Source organism: Tateyamaria sp. GN1-10 (genome assembly GCF_055693845.1).
Genome location: NZ_JBVFUR010000004.1, coordinates 833,981 through 855,355, shown reverse-complemented (window position 1 = coordinate 855,355; position 21,375 = coordinate 833,981). Strand labels below are relative to the sequence as shown.

The following is a 21,375-nucleotide window of genomic DNA, read 5'->3' as shown; positions in this document are numbered from 1 at the left end:
AATGAGGCCCTATTGGACAAATCTCGGGATGGATTCATCTTGTGAAACGAGCATGGTTGTTGGGTCTAGTGAAAGGTGGAACATACTCGGCTTTCACTGCGGTTGCGCCTATGGCCGATACCAGAAGCTAACCCAAAAATGGCCCTCGAAATTCTCCGGTACGGGATTCCTGACTAACAATTTCAGGCGATGCCGTATATGATTGGCGCAGAGGTATCGGGATTTTTTAGCCCGACGAAACGACCTCTCGTCAAATTTCGACGACTTACATTTTTATGAAAATTCAATTTCTAGGAGATGCATTATGACACGTCTAACATCCCTTCAAGTTTTCCTCACGGATCGCGATGCGAAAACCGTTACCAAGGCCAGTGTGACACTCACTGGAAGAGAAGATGAGCAGGGCCTCAAGCTGAATGCGCATGGCGCGTTCGAGGCACCAAAAATCAAACCGGGAACCTACACGCTAACGGTGAAACCCGAAGTGTCGACTTTGGAACCTGTCAGCCGCGAGGTTCATCTGACGCCGGGGCCGAATTCAGCTGTCGTATCGTTAGGCCGCAAAAATGACCCACATTATCCTTCTGCTGATGGTCCCATGCACTTTCGCGGCAGGCAGGATGCGGTCCTTGCGACGGTTCGTATGGGTGAAGAAAGCAAGTTTGAAGTCGATGAGCTGCTGGAAGAAGCCGGACTTAAACGCCTTGATCTCAAGATGACGGACAGCGCTGATCAACCATTGGACAGCGATTTTGTTCTAATCGAAACGCCCGATGGCATCGATAACGCGACCCAAGCGCTCAGCGGTTTTGCCCGCCTCGCGGCCCGTCGCGATGCAAATGTGATCTTTGGTGCCGTAATCGAACGCGGCAAGGAAAACCCCCTGCAGGGTTTGACGAATGAAATGGTTGTCCGTTTTGGCGGTGATGTCGGCGATGACGTGGCCAAGAAAATTCTGCGTGAATTTGGCCTGCGTATTCAGCGAACGGTCGATTATGCAGGCAATGCTTACATGGTCGAACGTGCCGGGCTACCTGACTATGACTTGCTTGAGCTGGCCGAAAAGCTCAACAATATGAAAGAGGTAGACTATGCGGAACCACAGATCCTGTACGTCATCGAAAACGATGCCTTTACGCCGAACGACACGCTATATGGCCTGCAGGACCACCTGCCGCTGATCAATGCGGATGAAGCGTGGGACACCATGGACGACATCGATGTCAATCTGCGTGGCGGTAGCCCGGACATTTGTATCGCTGTTTTTGATGTGAACGGTGTCACCCCGAACCACCCTGATTTGACGGCGAACTTGACGGACGGGGCATCCAAAATGCTCACCTCCTTCAATTTCAACAATCTGACGACGCAAACCGTGGCTGGGTTGAGTGGGTCGCATGGTACGCAGACTTCTGGAACCGCAACGGCGGCGTTTAGCAACAATCTTGGTGTCGCGGGGGTTGCCCCGAATTGTCGCCTCATCGGGGGCAGGATCGCAAACCCGGCGACAGGGATTGAAATGGCGGATGCGTTTATCTGGTCTGCTGGGTTCAACACCGGAAACACCAACGTGGCGTTTCCGGCAGTCCCAACGCAGCCCGCTGACGTCATCGCCAATTCCTGGGGCGTCACCAATGGTGCTTTGTCTAACGCGCTGCGCGACTGCTTTGATTTTCTGACCGTTTACGGTCGCAATGGCCGCGGTTGTGTTGTGACTTTTTCGACCGGCAACCTGGGCTACGTGCAGTTCACCAATGTTCGCCGCTTTGCGTCTTATGAACGGACGGTTGCGGTTGGGGCAAGTATCGGTGCCAATCCAACAAATCCCACCAACAGCAGCGGCCCGGATCCCAGCGGGAACACCACCAATATTGCCGCGATCACCGATCAACGCGCGCTTTATAACCCGTTTGGACCTGAGATGGACATCGTTGCGCCGTCTCATACCGCCTATGATGGCGGCTTGGTGGACCCGACGACAACAACCGTCAATGTCGGTACAGGTGCGCTGAACGGCGCTGTGCCACCGGCAATTGCGAATGACTATAGCACCAACTTTGGCGGCACCAGTCATGCCTCACCTACCATTGCAGGCACTGCAGCGCTTGTTCTATCGATGGATCCGTCACTGAATTGGATCCAAGTGCGCAATATCTTGCGGACAACTGCGGTGCGTATCCATGCCGGCAATGCTGATCCAACCGGGAGCTACGTCGACAATGACGGCGACGGTGTTGCTGAGTTTTCACAGTGGTATGGCTATGGCCGTGTCAATGTTGATGCAGCCGTCATTGCAGCCCGCGACGGCGCGTTTGCGTCCGATGTGGTGGTGCGTGAAAACCAGAGCGACACAGGCGCTGTGCCATCGCCAGGCTGGCATGCACACAGTCCTGACATCTGGGTTCGGGCGACAAACGATCCGATCCCTGCGCTGGCCTACAATGCCAACCCACCGCATCAAAACGCGGTCCGGGGCCAAGACAACTATGTCTTTGCGCGGGTCAGGAACAACGGCGTTGCCACAGCGACAGAAGTCTATGTGCGTGGCATGATCTGCCACTACCCCGGGTTTGAATTCCGCTATCCTCAGGAATTCATTCCCTCCATTCGTCCCGGCGACCCTATCCCAAACCCATTGGTGCCTGGCACCTATCTGATTGACGAAATTCGGGTGGATGATCTGCTGCCCGGCGAAGATCGCATTGTCAAAATGACGTGGCCAGAAGCCCTTATCCCGCCTGCAAGCGTTATGGTGAGTGGGTCGACCGTAAATTGGCATCCGTGCCTATTGCTTGAGGCGTCACCACATGATGGCCCCGTCGCCGCCAGCGGCAGTGCGATCGATATTCGGCGGTTCAACAACATCTGCCAGCGGAATATCACCATCGACGATGCAACCGATTCATCGTCTGACCTGACGGGGATCATCGGTGGTTTCATGTCCGGTGGACGCACGCGGTCGCTTGTTGTGGATGCAAGCAGGTTCCGTCAAAACGAACGGATCATACTGTGCCTTGGTGATGAAAAGCTGATGGCGCAATTGCTTAGAACCGTCAAAGAAGATGCGGTGAAGTCTGATCTGCCACCGCTTGGCGCCGTAGAAGAAGCGCCTGACAAGCCGGAAATCAAGGCTCTCGGACGTGAATTTCTGGGCGGCATTACGTTCCGTTCCGAAGCATTGATGGAGTTGGAGCTGGTCGATAATCGCCGTCTGGAAATGCTTGTCTCACCCAGCACGCGCTTTCGGCTTCGTGATCAGTTTGAACGGCCACGCAGCGCCGCTACGATCTCGAAGTACAAAGGCAAAGAGGTTGTGGTTTTGCGCGGCGGTTCTGTCTACGAATTGCCTGTCTCGGCCGGCGAACGTCAATTGTTTCCGTTAATGATCGGATCGCCCGAGGCGCGCGGTTCTGGCGCGGAACTGCGGATCACGCAACGCCGCAGCGACGGCGAACTGGCTGCCGGATACGCAATTCAGTACTAGTCGATATCTAAACAACGGCGGCTGCAACTTAGCTTGCAGCTGCCATGATCACTGTCTCCTTACCAGTCCACGTTGCTAAGAAATTGGCATGTTTCCTGTTAGAAGAGGATTCTGCTGAAATTTTCTGTGATGCAACTGAACCACCGGCTTTGTTCTCCGGATGTGAAAGAGCCAATTCTCAATTTCTGTGCACACAATGAAAGCCTGGAGTGACACCCATATCGTGGTATTGGAAAATACTTTTGGAATGACTGCTGCGACCAGAACACTGCACGGCGCATCGCCACTCGAAGTGAAAACAGCGCAGCACATCTGCATTGGAAAACAGTCACCATCCAATATGGACGAACCGGTTTGGGCACTGGTCGCGTGAACCTGTCCGTAACGCGTGCCAGCAGATCGAACCCATCAGATCACTGAAAATGGCAGGTCGCGGTGCCACTGATACCTTTCAAAAAGAGGACCGCTAAGGGACTTTATTGGACGTGCTGTGGTTTTGCTTCTGTTCTTGCGCGACAAGATCGTATCGCGCTCAGCAGGAGCAACGGCGGCTTGGGCCATACGCGCAGCACCAAGGCAGGCGGAGATATCGCCTTGTTCGGGGATGCTGATCTCCGTGTCGAAAAGAGTCGCGATCAACGAAACCCAAAATACTGAGCGCGTACCTCCCCCAACGGCGGCAAGGGTATCAATCGGAACGTTGGCCGCCTTTTGAGCGCTGTATGCCGCGTAGAATTGCATCGCCACACCCTCGATGATGGCATAGGCCACGTCCGCGGCATCGTGCCCCGCTGTAAGCCCACCGAGAAAGGCTTGCGCGTCGGGTCTGTTGTCTGGCGTGCGCACGCCGGTGACCGATGGACGCGAAATCGGCAGACCCCCGATCCCTGTTGCTGCGCGGGCCTCGGCCAATGTGGCCAGATCTGGGGCTGACACAGACGTCAGGCGGCTCAACCAATCAAGCGATTGCGTGGCTGACATCACCACCCCCATCGACAAGAACAGGCCCGGCGCCGCATGAGGGGTTGTCAGGACGGCTTGTTCGGGTGCCGGATGGAAGTCGTTGTCTGCGGCGCATAAGACACCCGATGTCCCGATGCTGAGTGCCGCACGCCCGGACACCGCCGCCCCCACACCAAGGGCCGCTGCATAATTGTCCCCGCTGCCAGCCGCGACCAAAACAACACTTCGCGTCTTCCAGCGTTTACACAGGTCTGGTTTTAGCTGCCCCGCGACATCGCAGGACTGTAACAAGGGCGGCAGGCGAGCGCGGTCCCAACCTGCGGCGGCGAGCAGTTCGTCATCCCAGTCGCACGTGGCGCAATCCAGGAGCATCGTCCCGGACGCATCGCTGTATTCCGTGGCTCTTTCGCCGGTCAGTTGCAGGGCAACATAGTCTTTCGGCAGCATCAGCACATCTGCGCGGTCCAAGACCTCGGGCATATGCTTGGCCAGCCAAAGCAGCTTCGGTGCGCCAAGGCCGGGGTCCGGATGCCCATTCGTACGCCAGCCGATATCCGGTACTTTCGCCAACAAGTCGGCGCATTCCAGAATGGAGCGTTGATCGTTCCACAGAATGCAAGGCGTGGTCGGTCGGTTCGCCTTGTCCAGCAGAACTGGCCCCAGCATATGACCCGATAGGGAAATCCCTGTGAGACGGTGCATCAGGTCCGGGTGGGTCGCAGCCAACTCATCAAAGATGTCGCGACTGAGGGTCCACCATTGGTCGGGGTCCTGCTGGCTCCACCCGGCTTGGGGGATATCAACGGGGGAGGGTCGCGCAGCAGAAGCGAGGCAGACGCCATCCTCGTCCACCAGCGCGATCTTGATCCCCGACGTGCCGAGGTCGATACCAGCGCAGATCATGCAGATGCCACAAGCAAGCCGCGTGCCGTATGCTCGTCCGTCACAAGGTGATTGACACAGCCACGCAGCAATATGGCGCGCATGATTGGTACTTTCTCTGCACCGCCGGCGGCAACGATTACGTTCGACAGATCATCCAGGTCCGTCAGCTTGATCCCCAGCACGCGGTCGTTGATTTCATGGTGAATCAAGCCACCATCTGCACGCAGAAAATACCCCATGATGTCGCCGACAGCGCCCGCCTGCACCAGATCACTGGTTTTGATATCCTGCGGTAGACCATCCGCCAACAAAAGAGAGTTCTTCATGTCGCCCGCAGCCAGGGCCAGACCATCAGCCGCGCAGATCTTTTCGATCGACCCTTTGAATTCCTGTTGCTGCTCCAAGATTTCGCGGGAGGCCATGCTGGAGGCATAAACAGGTGCGGTGAAATAGCTGTGCTGTGCGTTGCATAGATCTGCCAAGCGGGTCGTGATTTCGTAGCTGTTGACGTCTGACCCTTTGGTAAGCCCGCCCATCACTGATGTGATCTCAAGGTCAGGACGGTTCATCGGCTCCATATACCGGGTCGCCATGTTCAGCGTGTTACCCCAGGACATACCAAACAGCTTGATCTCAGGACGTTCGAGCAGGCGGTTGAGAAACTGGCCCAGGGCCGCGCCCAATACTGTATAAAGCTTGAAATCTTCGCCGCCCACCGGGGCCACAGTCGCAGTGTCCAGACCGAACCGGTCGCGCAACTGCTCTTCCAGTTCGATGCAGGGCCCAAAGGAGGAGTTGATTGTCACCCGCACGATGCCGCGCTCGCGCGCCTCAGCCAGCGATTTATTGACCCGTAACCGCGTTACGCCGAACTGTTCGGCCGCCTGCGCTTGGGTCATGCCCTGAACCTCACAGGCCCATGCCAGCCGCACCAGAAGCTGCTCATTTGCGTCGAGAATCTCAGTCTTTGTTTGGCGCGACATCTTCGGTGATCCTTACTTGACGGCCCCCATGGTTAAGCCGCGCACAAGCTGTTTTGACGCCAGCAAGGCAAAGATCAAGACCGGAATGACGATCAGCGTCGAGGTCGCCATTATCTTCCCGTAGGGCAGGTTGTACCCCTCCATGAAGCTGACAGCCATGGCAGGTGCGGTCTTCGCCTCGGACCGGGTGAGGATCAGGCCGAACATCAGTTCATTCCAAGAGAAGATGAACGCAAAGATCGACGACACTGCAACCCCTGGCATCGCCAGCGGCAGGCAGATCTTTGTCATTATGGTGAATTGTGAAGCCCCCTCTAGTCGAGCGGCTTCGTCCAAGTCGTAAGGAATACCGCGGAACTGATCGGTGACGATCCAGATCACGATGGGCAGATTGAACGTCAGATAGATTAGGATCAGCGTGATGTGTTTGTCGAGCATGCCAAGATTGCGGGCTATCAGGAAGAATGGCAGTGCCAGCACAATGGGCGACACCATGCGGTTCGTGATGAACCAAAACCACAAATCCTTTTTCCCCCGAAACTCGAACCGCGCGAGCGCGAAAGCCGCCGGGACGCCCAATATGACCGCGAGCATGGTGGTGCAAACGGCGATCACCAACGAATTGATGAGTGTGCGGAGCACCCCGTCCTCAAACAGGGCCTCGCGGTAGTTTTGGAGCGTCGGTTCAAAAATCCACGCTGGCGGGGCTTGGAGAGCGACGATGTGGGTCTTCAGTGAGGTGGTCACCATCCAGTAGAATGGAAATACACAGATCAGAAGGATGAGACAAAGCAGGATGATCTGCCCCCAAAGCGGTCTTTGTACACGGGCTGTCATCTCAAACCTCCTTGTAAAAGACGCGGATATAGATTTGCGCCAAGAAGATTGTGATGATCAGAAGAATGATAGCTTGTGCCGACGCCAAGCCCTGGTCAAAGCCGCGAAAACCGACACGTTGGATCATGAGTGAAATGAACTCGGTCGACGCCCCGGGCCCGCCGCGTGTCAGCGTGAACACCATATCGAACAGTTTAAGCGTGTCCGCCGTGCGCAGGATCAGCACGGCCACAAGGCCGGGTAACAGGAAGGGCAATTGCACAAACCGCAGCACCGTCCAGCGGCTTTTCGTTTCTAGCCTCGCGGCCTCTTCAACCTCATCCGGTACCATCGTCAGGCCCGCCAGCAGGACAAGCGCCACGAAGGGTGTCCATTGCCAGACATCCCAGAAGATAATCATGACGAAGGCGTTGGTGCTGTCGCCGATCCAGTTGATATCAGCCCCACCCATCAGTTGGTTCACGACCCCGAATTTCTGGTTGAACATGACCTGACCCAGCAAACCCACAACCGCATAAGTGGTGGCCATAGGTAAAACGAGGCTGAGCCGGGCCAGCGTTTTGAGCACGGTCAGGCCTGGCTGATGGAGTACCAATGCGATCACCATCCCAAGCCCGATCTGCAGGGGAAGTGCAGTGCCCAGAAGGAAGAACGTCCGCCCCATAGCTTGCCAAAAGACTTCGTCTGTGAGGACATCCCAGTAATTCTCGAGGCCAATAAATTTGACCTTCTTCAGCTTCGTCAAGTTGAAGAAATGCAACGAGGTCCAGCCCGCATAAAGCAACGGCACGATGCCAATAGCGGCAAGTGCCACGACGGCCGGCCCGATGAATGCAAAGATTGTCCGTCGTGAGACCTTATCGCGCATAGGTGCCCCTCCCGGCCAGATAGGTCATGTCCGGGGCCGCGCAGAGCGGCCCCGGACATGTTGAGTGGCTCTCGCTTACTGGGCGAGTGGTTTTTCGCCGGAGTAATAGCCTGCTTCTTCCAAAACAGCTTCCATCCGTTCGCCGATTTCCATTGCACCTTCTTCGGTGGTGACTTCGCCAAGCATCATCTTGGTGCCCCACTCTTGCACAATCTCGGTGATTTCAGGCCATTCCGCAAAGCGCGGGCGGAATTCTGGCACGCCGTCCTGCCAGCTTTCTACAAGTGCGGGCACGAACTTGAAGTCTTCAAGGCCATCTTCCATGTAGACCGACTGCCGGGCGGGCACGCCGCCACGCTCAAGATATTCACGCGCATTTGCTTTGGATGTAGCCCATTGGATGAACAGATAAGCGGCGGCTTGCTCGGCTTCATCTGACTGGCTGGCAACGGCCATGGAGAACCCGCCAAGGGCCGGTTTACGACCAGCAGGGCCAGTTGGCTCCGGTGCAATCTCAACGCAATCCGCGACTGCGGATGTGTCAGGCGATACGACCGTGGAGTAGAACGCGGACCACTCAGTGATCATCGCGATATCCCCTTGCGCGAAACCGTTCACGGTTTCAGCGTGGTCATATGCGACAATGCCATCCGGCATGTATTGCATCAGATCCTGACGGAATTGCAGCCCCGCCTGGCTTTCTTCGCTGAGCAGGTTGGACTTGAAATCGGCATCGAGGAAAGACCCACCAAAGGGCCAGATCATGCGTGCGAAACTATCGGCAGATTGAGTCTCGTTCCGCTTGGATTGCAAGGCGTAGGCGTATTTGCCGTCCCCTGTCAGGGCGGGTCCATAGACGTCTTTCAGGTCAGCCCATGTTGCTGGCGGCCCATCGAAACCTGCGTCTTCCAGCATGCACCGATTGTAGAACAGCAGGCCGGAGTAGTTGTCGACAGGCAAGCCATAAATGGTGTCGTTCCAGCCGCCAAAAGCGTTCAGCACCAGCGGGAAAAAGTCATCGATGTCCAATTCGGGATCAACTGTGTCAGGAAACTTCGCCTGTACATCCGCCAAGGGCAGAATCCAGTCATTTTCCGCGAAATTGCCGATCCAGACCAGATCGATCAGGGCAACGTCAAGGTCTCCTCCCGCGACGAAGTCACGAACCTGTTCGCCCAATGCGTTCTCATATGGATGCTTGATGATGTTGATCTTAATGCCAGTTTCTTCCTCAAAGGCCGGCAGCATCGCTTCGATCGCTTCATAGCCTGGCCGCAATAGGAAAACGACGTCCACAGTTGTCCCGGCATATGGTGCAGCGGCGTCCTTCAAGCTCCATCCGTGACCATCAGCCAGCGCTCCTGTCGCCAGCGTCGCGGTCAGCGCCGTAGATGCCAAAAATGTCCTCAATTTCATGGTGACCTCCCTGTTCAGAAGCGGTTGACATACTTTTGCTTCCTGCTGCATACAAATGTAAATATCGGGTGTGTGTCAAACAGAAAGTGACGCACCATCGTGCCGGGCCGAAAGTGGCTGCATAGAAGGATTGTGGGCTTGGCCACTGTAGAACTTGAAAAAATCAATAAGTATTACAGTGCCTTGCATGCATTGAAGGACGTGTCCCTATCGGTGGCAGATGGCGCCTTCGTCGTCTTTGTTGGACCCTCAGGCTGCGGCAAGTCCACCCTGCTGCGCACCATAGCGGGTCTCGAATCGGTGAGTGACGGGACGATTAAGATCGACGGGAAGGACGTCACTGATCTTGAGCCCGCAGACCGCGATCTGTCGATGGTCTTCCAGTCTTACGCGCTTTATCCGCATATGACGGTACGCGCGAACATGGAGTTCGGCATGAAGGTCAACGGCCTTCCCGCAGCCGAACGCAAGACCCGTATTGAAGAGGCCGCCCGCATTCTGCAGCTGTCTGAACTGCTTGATCGAAAGCCGGGACAGTTGTCCGGCGGTCAGCGTCAGCGGGTGGCGATTGGTCGTTCCATCGTGAAAAACCCCAAGGTGTTTTTGTTCGATGAGCCGCTTTCCAACCTAGATGCCAAACTGAGGGTGCAGATGCGCATTGAGCTTGAGGCGCTGCACAAGGAGCTTGATGCAACCATGATCTACGTGACGCATGATCAGGTTGAGGCGATGACCATGGCCGACCAAATTGTTGTGCTGAACGCGGGTCGGATTGAACAGGTCGGATCGCCCATGGAGCTTTATCACACCCCCGCCTCAGAATTCGTTGCAGGGTTCATCGGATCACCTGCAATGAACATTTTCCCAATTGGCCAGGGTTTGGGCGATGCAGGTGACGCGCCTGCAGATGCAGTCAAGGTCGGCATCCGGCCAGAACATATTCAGCTTGGCGACACCGGGATTCCCGGCACGATCCGAGTGAAGGAGAAGCTGGGGAGCGAGAGCTACCTTTATGTGATGACCCAGAACAACACGCAGATTGTCGTGAAGACCGATGGCGAGGACATGTTGAATGCCGGGGATCATGTTCACATGACGTTCCGCGAGAGCCGCCTGCACCATTTTGACGCCCACGGACGCACCCTGAGATGAGGAACTGCCCATGACCACATGGACGTCCCAGATGGACAGTTTGATCGCGCCCGCCGTCGCGCGCTCAGAAGTGACAGATGAAGTTGTGGTGGGCGCAGGCACATTGAATCAATCAGGCGCACTGATCCGACGGATGACCGCGATGCCGCGCGTTCTTGTTTGCGCCGATGAAGCGGGGTTTGAGGCCGCTGGCCGCCCTGTTGTCAGGTCACTTGAGGCCACGGGGTTCGCGGTTCAAACGCACGTCTTGCCGGTGAAGCCATTGCCGAAAGCCTCCGTGGAGGAGGCCGAGCCATTTCGGGTGATGCTTGCCGATGACCCCGATCTTTTCCCGGTCTCCGTCGGGTCCGGTGTAATCAACGATTTGGTCAAATACGCCGCCTACCGGTCAGATCGCCGCTATGTGTCGGTCGCAACTGCGGCCTCCATGGACGGCTATACCAGCGCGGGGTCGCCTTTGGCGGAGAACGGGTTCAAAGTGACGATCCCAACCCGCCCGCCAATTGCCATGCTTGCGGATCTCGACATCATCGCCACCGCCCCTGCTGACATGAACGGCTGGGGGTATGGCGATCTTGCGGGCAAGGTTCCAGCAGGCGGTGATTGGATTTTGGCAGACGCCCTGGGGATCGAGCGCATTGATGACGTCGCCTGGCCGTTGGTGCAGGATCATCTCTCAGGTTGGTTGAGCGGGCCTGACGGTGTCAAATCCGGCGACCGCGACAGCGTTGCGCGCCTGTTTACCGGTCTTACGGCGGTAGGGTTTGCGATGGAGGCGCATGGAAGCTCCCGCCCGGCATCTGGGGCCGATCACCAGATCGCGCATATGTGGGAGATGGAGGGGCACAGCCATCAAGGCCAGAAGGTCAGCCACGGAGCCGCGGTTTCTGTCGGTTGCGTTGTGTCGCTCGCCCTCTTCGATTGGTTGTTGGAGCGTGATCTGTGCGCGCTCAACATCGAAGGCGTTCTGAGCCGAGCCCCTGATCTCGCGACCCGTGAGGCGCACCTTTCGGAAGCGATCGCGGATCCTAAAATCGCCGAGAAAGCAAAGGCGGAGCTTGCCGCGAAACATGCGTCACGGGATGTTCACGCAGCAAGGCTGAAAACACTACGCAATAGCTGGCCGTGCTTGCGGGATCAGCTGTCCGCCCACCTTTACCGCCACGACACAATGGCCGAGATGCTGCAACGGGCTGGTGCGCCAGCCTATGGCGCACAGATTGGCGTTTCACCTGACCATTTGCGCGCCACCATGCTGGCCGCTGCATTCATTCGCCGCCGCTATACGATTTTTGATCTGTTGCACGACATTGGTCAGACCGAGGCGGCCTTTGCTGCAGTCTTGCCGAGTTTGACAACAGGTGATTTGGTGGCTGATCTATGAACTTGAAGACCACAGCCGCCACCGCCATTGCCGAAGTTGGGGCTGTGCTGGATCGCGCCATCCCGCAGCAGGTCATAGGGATGGCTGTACCCATCCTGGCGGCGAAACGGATCGCATTGTACGGTGTCGGGCGCGAAGGGTTGATGATGAAATCCCTCGCGATGCGGTTGTTTCATCTGGGCTTGGACGCCCATGTTGTAGGCGATATGACAACACCACCCCTCGGCCACGGAGATTTGCTTATTGTAAGCGCGGGCCCGGGTGGGTTTTCGACCGTCGATGGGCTGATCGGCGTTGCCAAGGCAGCCGACGCGGCCACCATGTGCGTCACGGCAACCCCGGGCGGAAGGGCCCCGCTTTCCGTTGATCACATCGTGCATCTGGATGCGCAGACCATGGCGAACGACCGGACCAGCCAGCAATCCGTTTTGCCGATGGGATCCCTTTTTGAGGCGGCGCAATTCCTGTTTTTTGAAATGGTTATCCTGCATCTGCGGGACAACCTGGATCTGAGCGCGGATGCAATGCGCGGCAACCACACGAATCTGGAGTAGCCGATGACGTGGCAGGACAGGTTTTCGATTACGGGGAAGGTTGCATTGGTGACCGGGGCCTCGTCCGGAATCGGGGCCGAGATTGTTCGCGTTTTCTCGCAAGCCGGTGCCAAGGTCATTGCAACTGGGCAATCTGTTGAGCGTTTGGATGCGCTTGCCATAGAAACCGGCTGCGCCACGATACCGGCCGATATCGCCACGGTTGAGCAATGCAACACCCTGATCGCCAAAGCGCACGCATTGCATGATACTGTCGAGATTCTGGTCAATTCGGCGGGTATCGCCGTTGTTGGACCGGTCCTTGATTTCGATCCTGAAGACTGGGACCGCACCATGGCCATCAACCTGCGCGCGCCTTTCCTTTTGTCCAAGGGGGTTGCCCCCGGCATGATTGCGGCAGGTGCGGGCAAGATCATCAATATCTCGTCCCAGACCGGGATTATCGCCCTGCCTGATCATGCGGCCTATGCATCTTCCAAGGGCGGATTAAACGCACTGACAAAGTCTTTGATGACGGAGCTTGCCCCGCACAACATTCAAGTCAACGCGATCTGTCCAACCGTGGTTCTGACCGACATGGGCCGTGATATCTGGAGCCCGCCCCAAAAATCCGGCCCGATGATCGCGGCGACACCTTTGGGCCGCTTTGGCGAGCCGGTCGAGATCGCCGACATGGCGCTTTACCTCGCCTCACCTGCGTCTGATCTGGTCAATGGCGCGCTGATGATGATTGAAGGCGGATATTCGAGCGTATGAAGGGTTTTGGCGTACATACAAGCATGTGGACCATGACGTGGGACGCCGCGGGTGCCAGTCGGGCGATTTCAGCCGCGAAGGCATCCGGTATGGACTTTATTGAAATAGCCTTGCTTGATCCGGCCTCAACCGATGCAGCACTGGGGCGCGACCTGCTCGAAAAGGCTGAACTGCCTGCTGTTTGCTCTCTCGGTCTGCCGCAAGAGGTTTGGGCCTCACACAATCCGACAGGCGCCATCGACTTCCTCAAACTCGCGATCAAGAAAGCCGCGGGTTTGGGAGCCGAAGCACTAAGCGGTGTCACCTACGGCGGCATCGGGGAGCGTTCGGGAAGCCCGCCGACCGTTCAAGAATTGGACAATGTGGCCACCGTGCTTGAGGCAGCTGCAAAATACGCAAAGGACCACGGGTTGGCCTTTGGCATTGAACCGGTCAATCGCTATGAGACCCACCTGATCAATACAGCGGCGCAAGGGGTCACGATGATTGAGCGGATCGGTGCGCCGAATATGTTCCTGCACCTCGACACATACCACATGAATATCGAGGAGAAGGGCGCGGGCAACGGCATCATCGCTGGGCGCGCGCACCTGAAGTACATCCACTTGTCTGAATCCGACCGCGGTACGCCTGGACAGGGTACATGTGACTGGGACGAGATTTTCGCCACGCTTGCCGCGATCAATTTCAAAGGCGGCCTTGCCATGGAAAGCTTTATCAATATGCCGCCAGAGATCGGTTATGGGCTTTCTGTTTGGCGGCCTGTTGCTGAAAGCGCGGACGCCGTGATTGGTCAAGGTCTGCCGTTTTTGCGCGGCAAGGCTCAGCAATACGGTTTGATCTGAATGAGCTACAAGGAAATCTGGGATACGCAAGACGCCTTTGATCGATATGAAGCCATCCGGCACCGCATGCCACGTGCCGCATTTCCTTCCGGGACAACGCAGTGTTCCGGCCTCCTGGAGATTGCGGATATGTTCGACGCCTTCGTGCTGGACAGCTTTGGCGTGCTGAACGTCGGCGAGGCGGCGATCCCTGGCGCGGTCGCCTGCCTGGAGCAGCTCCGGGCGCGCGGTAAACATCTGATAGTTCTCACCAATGCCGCAAGCTACACTCGTGAGACGGCGGTGCGGCGCTATCGCGCTCTCGGCTTCGATTTCGCCCCTGACGAAGTGGTTTCAAGCCGCGACGTTGCTGCGTCTCGTCTGAAAGAGGTTCTTCCGGTTGGCAGCTGGGGGGCAATCGCCGCACCAGAAGATCGGTTCATGGACATCCCGGCAAAAGTCGAACATTGGTCCGGTCAGGAGGTTGACGGCTTTCTCTTTCTCTCAAGCGCCACATTAGATGCAGACTTACTCGCCTCCATCAGCACCGCAATAAGGCATCGCAAACGGCCCGTTGTGGTTGCCAATCCAGACCTCGTTGCGCCGCGAGAAACTGGGCTGAGTAAAGAGCCGGGGTACTACGCCCACCAATTGGCTGATGACCTCACCATCGCGCCTGTGTATTTTGGAAAGCCTTACACCAACGCGTTTGAAGACGCCAAAAGCCGCCTTACCGGGATCCACCCGCAGCGCATCGCAATGGTCGGCGATACACTGCATACTGACATTCTGGGCGGTGCGGTTGCTGGATTCAAGACCGTCTTGGTGCGTGATCACGGCCTATTTGCCGGTCACGCGACGGAGACATTCATCAGCAGATCAGGTATTGTCCCTGATTTTTCGTGCGCAGGCATCTGACTTTGAGGCGCATGACCATAGGAATGGCCAAGTGAGTGGGAGCCCATTTACTGAGCACCGTGTCGAGTCGCTGGAACGAATGTCGCTGGAACGAATACCGTGTCTCAAACATCAGATGCAGGGCCGCTTTGGACAACTTGCAGTCGTTGAGACGAACTGCAGCATTGGTCAAAGTGGGCACGAACCCCCTCCACGTCAATCTACAAGCTAACTTCGCGCCTCACGTTCCATCCGGGCGGCCCAACCATCTGCCAGATCAGCAAGGATGGCTTTGAATTGCCGCCTGGCGGCCAATTTGAACAAGGTTCGAACCAAGACGTTCCCTTTGGGCGTAGCCTTGATGTCAATCGCGAACTTTGCCCCGGTGCCGTTTTGCTCAACCGACCATGCGCCATGCAGATCTGATATGGGATAGGGGTAATCCTCGGCCTCGGTATGAACACGGAATCCATACACGCGCCCTTCCTTAAAAAGATTGCAAGTTTCCAGCCAGTTTTCGCCCTTGGGGCCATAGCAAACACGCTGCATTCCCATACCGTTACCCTTTATGACCTCAACTTTTGAGAGATTTTCGGCGACGTCCGCATAGCCCGGATGATCATTCATCACCTTCCAAACGACGTCCGCTGGCGCCTTGACCACTCGGCTCACCTTGGCACGGATTTGCCCGCCGGAGGTTGTGACCGAAGCGTCGCTCAGACCGGGAACGATCTTGTGCGCGCCGACCAACTGCCCGATGGCGAATACGGCCACAATACCAGCAACCAGAACGATCACAGTCTTGCCAAAGACCGTAAAAAACGCGCCGTAGATGATCAACAAGACGGCGCTGGCCAAAACCCATTCAAAGTCCAGTGCTGAAATGACAGCAACCTGCCCCTTCGTCAAAAATCGGTTTCTTCTCATCAGCAGCAGACACACCCCAAAGAGCGCCAGGCCCAACCCCAATACACGCAACGAGGTGATGTGCCACCCCGAGGACTGAGCAAACAGAAGTTCGGCGGCATAGCCCGGTGCAATCAGCAAGTCGGCACCTATCAAAATTGAGAATATCGAGTTGAGCCCGAGGAAAGCACGGGCGATTTTTGAGGTATCCATGGAACGACCTTTCTCGTCAGTGGGTGTGCGCTGACAAACCTGATCATTGTGCAATGCGGTTCAATTACGTCGCAGGTAATCGACCTGCCTGTCTGCCTCTGGCATGTTTGGGTATGAGCCATGATCAGACCATAAGTGCACCGGCATTTCCGGGTTTCTTAAGAAGCTGGCGACAACGGCGCAGATTGAGCCAACTTGAGCTTTCATTGCAGTCTGGAATGTCACAGCGACACATCAGTTTTCTCGAAACCGGGCGGTCCAATCCAAGCCGCTTTGCCATCGCGCAGCTTGCCGACACGCTTGAGATGCCTGCCGCCGAGGTCGACGCAATGCTCTTGTCTGCCGGTTTTGCGGCACGGTCGTCGCGGAACGGTTGGGATGATGACGCTCAGAAAGCCGTAGACATGTCGATCGACCACGTTCTGCAAGGTCATGCGCCTTACCCGGCCGTGTCGATTGACCGGATTTGGAACCTGGTCAAAGCCAATGAGCCAGCCCAAAGGTTCTTTGCGCTCATCGGGGGGCGGGGCGATCCCAATCTATTGCGAGAGATTCTGGCACCGGGAAACGTCCGCGACTGCATCGTGAACTGGGACGAGACGGCGCGGGCCCTCTTGCGGATGCTCGAACTGGAAGCTGCGCGCCGCCCTCATGACACAGAGGCCCATGCGTTACAGGCCGAGCTCAGGGCTATCGAGGGTGTGCAGCCGCTGTCGGATACACCGGCATCACGACCAAATTCGCCCGTGCTCACGATCAAGTTTCAAATCGACAATTACGTTTTGGAGCTGTTCTCTCTCATAGCAACGATTGGCATGAGTGCCGACGCAACCCTTGACGATCTGCGTATCGAGACTTTGCTACCAGCCAACGATGCGACCCGAGCCTGGTTCGAGAAGGGTTTTTAGATGATCGTTTTCCCGATGGTGCAGCAGCAGACCTTGGACAAGTGATCGACACCTGCGCCCAAAGCCGCTGGTCCGAGCATCGGAGATTCCGTGTGAAGGCAGTCAATCCGTCAGCCGGACGTCATGCCATGCACAACCGGTTCGGTTCGTCCCATTCTGCACAGGTCGCAAATCCGAACAGCCTCGGTGATCCCCATCATGGCAAGGGCCCGGAAATCGGGCAGATCGAACGGGTCCGCGCTGCTGTAGTCCACCTCGTAGCCAAGATCCTCGAACGAGGCGACCGACAGCCGACTGAGCGGGCGTTCGCTGCCTGACAGGAACCCGGTCAACAGCTCGTCACCGAACACCAACTCTCGCCAATGGCTTTCGCGGGTGCCCGCGCCACCCGTGTTTGAAACAGGGACGGCACTGCCGCCCTGCGGATCAAGGGCCGCAAATTCCCTTGCGGATGAGGCACCGATAAACCGGGGGTCCATTGTCCCCGTTCCTTGGAGCAGGTTTTTCTGCTCCATAGCGTTCCAAAGCCCAGAACGTGGGCCATTTCATGGAGTATGACATCTTCGAAACGGCCTCCGGCCTCAAGGGTGGCGACATCGGCTCGGTCAAACTCCATGATCCCGGCAAGGGGCAATTCATTGCCCTGCCGCAAGATGGTCGGGCCCGCCTGACCCAGAACGCCGTTTGCGCCGTCGATGGGTTGGATCGACACGTCAATGCGCACGCCAGTCAAGATGTCGCCGTCGATGTCGATCGGATCGAAGCCGGTATTCACAACCTGATCCCAACGCTGTGCGGATCGTTCGAAAACCGCCCGCCTTTCACCGGTGACATCCCCATCAAACTTGAGTTCGATCATGGTCTCATCCGTTTTGTTTCGCGCAACGCCACTTTGACAGAAAACAGGGTGTACACACCACCGTTGAAGGCATGCTTGGCACGCGGCAGCCGAAAGTGCGAACGAATGCCAGCCGGTTCTTGCCGTCTTGCACAAATTGCGTCTCGGCAGCCCGAAATGGTCTTGGCCGGTATATGGATTTTCGTGCGGGGTGCGCGGCGCTTTGAACCCGTCTGCGCCGCGCGTACCGAAGCTGGGCGTAGAGGGCGGCTGTACCGATTTGCCCCGGCTTGGTCGGGATCACACGATTGCACATCGTGCGTATTGCGTCAGTTTTCGGTGGGAATTCGCGCAAACGTATATCCCTTGCCTTTGGTTCTTGCTCTGGTTGCATCAGGGGCAAAGAATTGAACCACTCGAACATGTGAAGGGCGCGTCTGGCGCGCCAGTCGGCTTCTTGGCAACACCATGAGGTGCTACATGCCTGTTTTCTTAACGATCACGGACTCTGACATCACCAATGCCGCTTTCTGGACGGCCTTGGACATTGGCCAGGACAGCACGATTGACGCGCCGGGCATCAGCAGCACAATCAACATCACCCTGACGGGCAGCTCAATCAGCTTCGAAGACACAGCGTCCGGCATCACCACCACCTATTCCGACTCTGACCTCACGTCCGGATCATTCAGCCAGTTCGTGGAGTTTGTCGGCAATGATGGTGACAGCGATGCCAGCGGCTCAGTTGGGCTGAACGCGCCGGGCTACACCGGTGGCAGCGGCGATGACATCTTCACGGATGACGGCAGTCTTGGTGGAGGCATACGCGGAGGAGAAGGGAACGACACCCTGATAGGCGGTGTCGGAAGCAATAACATTGATGGTGGCGAGGGTGACGACGTGCTGTCGGGTGGGGGCGGCAACAACAACCTCAGCGGAGGAGAAGGGAACGACACGCTTATTGGCGAGGATGGAAGCGGGAACCTGAACGGTGGCGAGGGTGACGACGTTATCTTTGCCGGTTTGAACACCACCTTTGTCGAAGGCGGGAGCGGCACAGATCTCGATGATTCTACCCGAAGGGTCGACATTCACGCCGTTCTTTCCCGGATCAGCAGGCGGCAATGTCACGCTGCCCAATGGGCGCAGCTTTGTCTATCTGAACATCGGGAGTGTCACGGTTGCCTGCTTTGCCGCAGGCACGCCGATCAGGACGCCCAATGGTGATACGCCTGTCGAGCATCTGACGGTGGGGGATTGCGTCATGACACTGGATCGCGGGTCGCAACCGATCAAATGGCTTGGACAGCGGACGGTCAACGGGCTTGGCTCAAACGCACCGATACATTTTCGTCCCGGCAGCATCGGAAACAGCCAGGCACTGAGGCTGTCGCCCCAGCATCGCGTGCTTTTGTCTGGCTGGAAATGCGAGCTGCTGTTTCACTCGCGCGAGGTTTTATGCGCCGCGAAGCATTTGTGCGATGGTGACCAGATTTTCCGGGAACCCTGCGCGACGGTGACGTATGTCCATTTCATGTTCGAGCAGCATGAAATTGTGTTTTCTGGCAATGCCCTGCTGGAGAGCTTTTTTGTCGGTGATCACATCACCGATGCTGAAAGAGGTTGCCACGCAGAGCTTGTCGACCTTTTCCCGGAACTGGCACGCCACGGCCCTGATACGATGCTCTCCGTGCGCCCCTGTTTGAAAGCATTTGAAGGTTCCTTGCTGATGTAAGTTTTTGCGCACGGCAGCAGCACGCTTGTCGTCGTTCGCTCCCCGGCATTGCCCAATTTCCATGCCGTTCTAGGTTTTTTTAAAACCGAGGGGAGATGAGAAATGCGCAAGTGGATGATGGGAATGGTTTTTGCCGTTGGCCTTGCCGGAGCTGCGATGGCGCAGGGAACCGAGATCGAGGGGGTTATTTCCGACCAGATCGAAGCCTTCAAAGCGGATGATTTCGCACAGGCCTTCACCTTTGCCGCGCCGTCGATCCGGGGCATTTTCCGCACGCCAGAGAATTTCGGCCGCATGGTGACACAAGGCTATCCTATGGTGTGGCGCCCGGCTGATGTGACCTATTTGGACCTGCGCGAAGAGGCCGGGGGGTACATTCAGACCGTTCGGATAGAGGATGCGGACGGGGTGACGCATTTTCTGGCCTACAGCATGGTCGAAACCGGGGATGGCTGGAAGATCAGCGGCGTCCAGCTTTTGGATGCGCCTGGCGTGAGCGCGTGACACCGGGCTCCACCGTGGGTTCAATCAGGGTATTTGGGTCCTTTTGCATGATTTCGACCCGTTCATCCCATAAGCTATAGCGGCACTTGAAAAACATCTTATCATATGATAAGTATGACTGTATCTTTTGAGGATACCGATATGATCCATGCCGCGCAACATGTTGAGCACCCGCAAATCATCGCCCCGCTGAGCGACCCGCAGCGGATTGCCACGGTGGTCAAAGCCATCGTGCGGGTTGCAGAGGCGTGGTCCCTGACCAATGCCGAAGCGGCCGCCTTGTTTGATGTACCCACGGCCACGTGGAGCCGGATGAAAGCGGGAGCCTTCAAGGGCAATCTTGATCAGGACAAGATGATGCGCGCGAGCCTGTTGATCGGCATTTTCAAGGGACTGCGCCTGCTGTTCAACGGACCGTTAGAGGCGGGTTGGCCAAAGCAGCCAAACGCCGGTCTGGCCTTTGCCGGGCAGGCCCCGATTGATCGGATGATCGCAGGGGGCATCCCCGCGATGATGTCTGTTCGACGCCACATCGATGCGCTGCGGGGCGGCGTGTGAGAGATGTATCTGACCTTCAGGTGCGCCCCTTTGTCGAAGCCACGACAACGCGCCTGATCTCGACCGCATATATCGATGAGCCTGCACTGGCCCCCCTGGCCGATGACGACGATGATCTTGCCTTTCTTGCAGAACTGGAGGGTCGGTCATCGTCGCGCCGCGGCCTGCCCGGGTTCATTCCAGCGGGAGTTCACCCTGACGAGTTGGTAACCGCACATCACGGCTATGGCTGGACCTATATCAACGCTGCATTTTGCTACACGCGGGAGACCGGGAACCGTTTCAGCGGACCAGAGCGCGGCGCGTGGTATGCGACATGGGGCCAGGATCGGGTTGAGACCGCGCAGTCAGAAGTAGGGTGGCATCTGACGCAAGAACTGCACGCCACGGGTGTCTACGACAACGTGACGGCCTATCGCGAGCTGAACGCGCCCTTTGCCACCGAGTTTCACGATCTGAACGGGGCCGATCTGGAGACCGAATTACACCCCGATCCCATTATTGGGTATCCAGCGGGCCAGCGTTTGGCGGCCCGGTACATGGCTGCGGGGTCGAACGGGTTTCTTTTCCCTTCGGTGCGTCGCTCCGGTGGGGCGTGCCTTGCCGCGTTTCGCCCACACATGATCCAGAATGTCCGGCAGGGGGACACGTGGGTATTCACATGGTCAGGGCAGCCTGAGCCAGACATTTCTGCTGGTGTTTCGTAACAT

The 21,375-nt window shown here is 57.0% G+C and carries 21 protein-coding genes; 13 read left to right on the top strand and 8 right to left on the bottom strand.

What is annotated here, in order from left to right; all coding sequences use genetic code 11:
* The first annotated feature begins 304 nt into the window (after positions 1-304).
* On the top strand, positions 305-3,484 hold the full coding sequence (locus tag ACZ1HN_RS05985; RefSeq protein ID WP_472726832.1) for a S8 family serine peptidase: 3,180 nt from the start codon (positions 305-307) through the stop codon (positions 3,482-3,484).
* 408 nt (positions 3,485-3,892) lie between these two features.
* On the opposite strand, the gene xylB is transcribed toward ACZ1HN_RS05985, so the two are convergent.
* From xylB to ACZ1HN_RS05960, 5 genes are all read right to left on the bottom strand, one after another.
* Complete coding sequence (xylB, locus tag ACZ1HN_RS05980; RefSeq protein ID WP_472726831.1) at positions 3,893-5,350, bottom strand: xylulokinase; 1,458 nt, start codon at positions 5,348-5,350, stop codon at positions 3,893-3,895.
* Entirely contained in the window at positions 5,347-6,315 is a 969-nt protein-coding gene (locus ACZ1HN_RS05975) for a sugar-binding transcriptional regulator (RefSeq protein ID WP_472726830.1), read from the bottom strand. The genes xylB and ACZ1HN_RS05975 overlap by 4 nt, the downstream gene beginning before the upstream one ends.
* Before the next feature lie 12 nt (positions 6,316-6,327).
* Positions 6,328-7,152: a carbohydrate ABC transporter permease gene (locus tag ACZ1HN_RS05970; RefSeq protein ID WP_299205870.1), complete on the bottom strand. Its 825-nt coding sequence runs from the start codon at positions 7,150-7,152 to the stop codon at positions 6,328-6,330.
* Position 7,153: 1 nt separating this feature from the next.
* On the bottom strand, positions 7,154-8,020 hold the full coding sequence (locus ACZ1HN_RS05965) for a carbohydrate ABC transporter permease (RefSeq protein WP_472726829.1): 867 nt from the start codon (positions 8,018-8,020) through the stop codon (positions 7,154-7,156).
* A gap of 75 nt (positions 8,021-8,095) precedes the next feature.
* Entirely contained in the window at positions 8,096-9,436 is a 1,341-nt protein-coding gene (locus ACZ1HN_RS05960; protein WP_472726828.1) for an ABC transporter substrate-binding protein, read from the bottom strand.
* Between the two features lie 138 nt (positions 9,437-9,574).
* Here ACZ1HN_RS05960 and ACZ1HN_RS05955 point away from each other — a divergent pair, with 138 nt between their 5' ends.
* The 6 genes from ACZ1HN_RS05955 to ACZ1HN_RS05930 are packed head-to-tail and all read left to right on the top strand — an operon-like array spanning position 9,575 to position 15,024.
* Positions 9,575-10,588, top strand: coding sequence for an ABC transporter ATP-binding protein (locus tag ACZ1HN_RS05955; protein ID WP_472726827.1), 1,014 nt, complete (start codon positions 9,575-9,577; stop codon positions 10,586-10,588).
* A gap of 10 nt (positions 10,589-10,598) precedes the next feature.
* Positions 10,599-11,972, top strand: coding sequence for a sn-glycerol-1-phosphate dehydrogenase (locus ACZ1HN_RS05950; RefSeq protein WP_472726826.1), 1,374 nt, complete (start codon positions 10,599-10,601; stop codon positions 11,970-11,972).
* Positions 11,969-12,526 (top strand): phosphoheptose isomerase family protein, encoded by a 558-nt coding sequence (locus ACZ1HN_RS05945; RefSeq protein WP_472726825.1) that lies wholly within the window; start codon positions 11,969-11,971, stop codon positions 12,524-12,526. Before ACZ1HN_RS05950 ends, ACZ1HN_RS05945 begins: the two co-directional genes overlap by 4 nt.
* A gap of 3 nt (positions 12,527-12,529) precedes the next feature.
* Entirely contained in the window at positions 12,530-13,282 is a 753-nt protein-coding gene (locus ACZ1HN_RS05940; RefSeq protein WP_472726824.1) for an SDR family NAD(P)-dependent oxidoreductase, read from the top strand.
* A 32-nt stretch (positions 13,283-13,314) separates the two neighbouring features.
* Positions 13,315-14,127, top strand: coding sequence for a sugar phosphate isomerase/epimerase family protein (locus ACZ1HN_RS05935; protein WP_299205899.1), 813 nt, complete (start codon positions 13,315-13,317; stop codon positions 14,125-14,127).
* A complete protein-coding gene (locus ACZ1HN_RS05930) occupies positions 14,128-15,024 on the top strand; it encodes an HAD-IIA family hydrolase (protein ID WP_472726823.1) in 897 nt (298 codons plus the stop codon).
* 207 nt (positions 15,025-15,231) lie between these two features.
* On the opposite strand, the gene ACZ1HN_RS05925 is transcribed toward ACZ1HN_RS05930, so the two are convergent.
* Positions 15,232-16,122, bottom strand: coding sequence for an SRPBCC family protein (locus tag ACZ1HN_RS05925; protein WP_472726822.1), 891 nt, complete (start codon positions 16,120-16,122; stop codon positions 15,232-15,234).
* 53 nt (positions 16,123-16,175) lie between these two features.
* Between ACZ1HN_RS05925 and ACZ1HN_RS05920 the strand changes: the two genes are divergently transcribed.
* Entirely contained in the window at positions 16,176-17,030 is an 855-nt protein-coding gene (locus ACZ1HN_RS05920; RefSeq protein WP_472726821.1) for a helix-turn-helix domain-containing protein, read from the top strand.
* Positions 17,031-17,140: 110 nt separating this feature from the next.
* Here ACZ1HN_RS05920 and ACZ1HN_RS05915 read toward each other — a convergent pair whose 3' ends face one another.
* Together ACZ1HN_RS05915 and ACZ1HN_RS05910 are read right to left on the bottom strand one after the other, a co-directional pair.
* Positions 17,141-17,380 carry a hypothetical protein gene (locus ACZ1HN_RS05915; RefSeq protein WP_472726820.1) on the bottom strand — a complete coding sequence of 80 codons (240 nt, stop codon included), beginning with the start codon at positions 17,378-17,380 and terminating at the stop codon, positions 17,141-17,143.
* Positions 17,359-17,889: a zinc metalloprotease gene (locus ACZ1HN_RS05910; protein WP_472726819.1), complete on the bottom strand. Its 531-nt coding sequence runs from the start codon at positions 17,887-17,889 to the stop codon at positions 17,359-17,361. Before ACZ1HN_RS05910 ends, ACZ1HN_RS05915 begins: the two co-directional genes overlap by 22 nt.
* A 459-nt stretch (positions 17,890-18,348) precedes the next feature.
* Between ACZ1HN_RS05910 and ACZ1HN_RS05905 the strand changes: the two genes are divergently transcribed.
* From ACZ1HN_RS05905 to ACZ1HN_RS05885, 5 genes are all read left to right on the top strand, one after another.
* Positions 18,349-19,095, top strand: coding sequence for a calcium-binding protein (locus ACZ1HN_RS05905; RefSeq protein ID WP_472726818.1), 747 nt, complete (start codon positions 18,349-18,351; stop codon positions 19,093-19,095).
* A complete protein-coding gene (locus ACZ1HN_RS05900) occupies positions 19,001-19,603 on the top strand; it encodes a Hint domain-containing protein (protein ID WP_472729283.1) in 603 nt (200 codons plus the stop codon). The genes ACZ1HN_RS05905 and ACZ1HN_RS05900 overlap by 95 nt, the downstream gene beginning before the upstream one ends.
* Positions 19,604-19,705: 102 nt before the next feature.
* On the top strand, positions 19,706-20,107 hold the full coding sequence (locus ACZ1HN_RS05895; protein WP_299208506.1) for a DUF4864 domain-containing protein: 402 nt from the start codon (positions 19,706-19,708) through the stop codon (positions 20,105-20,107).
* A 114-nt stretch (positions 20,108-20,221) separates the two neighbouring features.
* Positions 20,222-20,665, top strand: a complete 444-nt coding sequence (locus ACZ1HN_RS05890) for an antitoxin Xre-like helix-turn-helix domain-containing protein (RefSeq protein WP_472726817.1) — start codon at positions 20,222-20,224, stop codon at positions 20,663-20,665.
* Positions 20,662-21,372: an RES family NAD+ phosphorylase gene (locus ACZ1HN_RS05885; RefSeq protein WP_472726816.1), complete on the top strand. Its 711-nt coding sequence runs from the start codon at positions 20,662-20,664 to the stop codon at positions 21,370-21,372. The genes ACZ1HN_RS05890 and ACZ1HN_RS05885 overlap by 4 nt, the downstream gene beginning before the upstream one ends.
* The last annotated feature ends 3 nt before the right edge of the window (positions 21,373-21,375 follow it).

Excerpts from the sequence above, each read along its gene's own strand:
- ACZ1HN_RS05985 (WP_472726832.1), top strand. The coding sequence starts at position 305 with ATGACACGTCTAACATCCCTTCAAGTTTTCCTCACGGATCGCGATGCG.
- xylB (WP_472726831.1), bottom strand. The coding sequence starts at position 5,350 with ATGATCTGCGCTGGTATCGACCTCGGCACGTCGGGGATCAAGATCGCG.
- ACZ1HN_RS05975 (WP_472726830.1), bottom strand. The coding sequence starts at position 6,315 with ATGTCGCGCCAAACAAAGACTGAGATTCTCGACGCAAATGAGCAGCTT.
- ACZ1HN_RS05970 (WP_299205870.1), bottom strand. The coding sequence starts at position 7,152 with ATGACAGCCCGTGTACAAAGACCGCTTTGGGGGCAGATCATCCTGCTT.
- ACZ1HN_RS05965 (WP_472726829.1), bottom strand. The coding sequence starts at position 8,020 with ATGCGCGATAAGGTCTCACGACGGACAATCTTTGCATTCATCGGGCCG.
- ACZ1HN_RS05960 (WP_472726828.1), bottom strand. The coding sequence starts at position 9,436 with ATGAAATTGAGGACATTTTTGGCATCTACGGCGCTGACCGCGACGCTG.
- ACZ1HN_RS05950 (WP_472726826.1), top strand. The coding sequence starts at position 10,599 with ATGACCACATGGACGTCCCAGATGGACAGTTTGATCGCGCCCGCCGTC.
- ACZ1HN_RS05945 (WP_472726825.1), top strand. The coding sequence starts at position 11,969 with ATGAACTTGAAGACCACAGCCGCCACCGCCATTGCCGAAGTTGGGGCT.
- ACZ1HN_RS05940 (WP_472726824.1), top strand. The coding sequence starts at position 12,530 with ATGACGTGGCAGGACAGGTTTTCGATTACGGGGAAGGTTGCATTGGTG.
- ACZ1HN_RS05935 (WP_299205899.1), top strand. The coding sequence starts at position 13,315 with ATGACGTGGGACGCCGCGGGTGCCAGTCGGGCGATTTCAGCCGCGAAG.
- ACZ1HN_RS05930 (WP_472726823.1), top strand. The coding sequence starts at position 14,128 with ATGAGCTACAAGGAAATCTGGGATACGCAAGACGCCTTTGATCGATAT.
- ACZ1HN_RS05925 (WP_472726822.1), bottom strand. The coding sequence starts at position 16,122 with ATGGATACCTCAAAAATCGCCCGTGCTTTCCTCGGGCTCAACTCGATA.
- ACZ1HN_RS05920 (WP_472726821.1), top strand. The coding sequence starts at position 16,176 with ATGCGGTTCAATTACGTCGCAGGTAATCGACCTGCCTGTCTGCCTCTG.
- ACZ1HN_RS05910 (WP_472726819.1), bottom strand. The coding sequence starts at position 17,889 with ATGATCGAACTCAAGTTTGATGGGGATGTCACCGGTGAAAGGCGGGCG.
- ACZ1HN_RS05905 (WP_472726818.1), top strand. The coding sequence starts at position 18,349 with ATGCCTGTTTTCTTAACGATCACGGACTCTGACATCACCAATGCCGCT.
- ACZ1HN_RS05895 (WP_299208506.1), top strand. The coding sequence starts at position 19,706 with ATGCGCAAGTGGATGATGGGAATGGTTTTTGCCGTTGGCCTTGCCGGA.
- ACZ1HN_RS05890 (WP_472726817.1), top strand. The coding sequence starts at position 20,222 with ATGACTGTATCTTTTGAGGATACCGATATGATCCATGCCGCGCAACAT.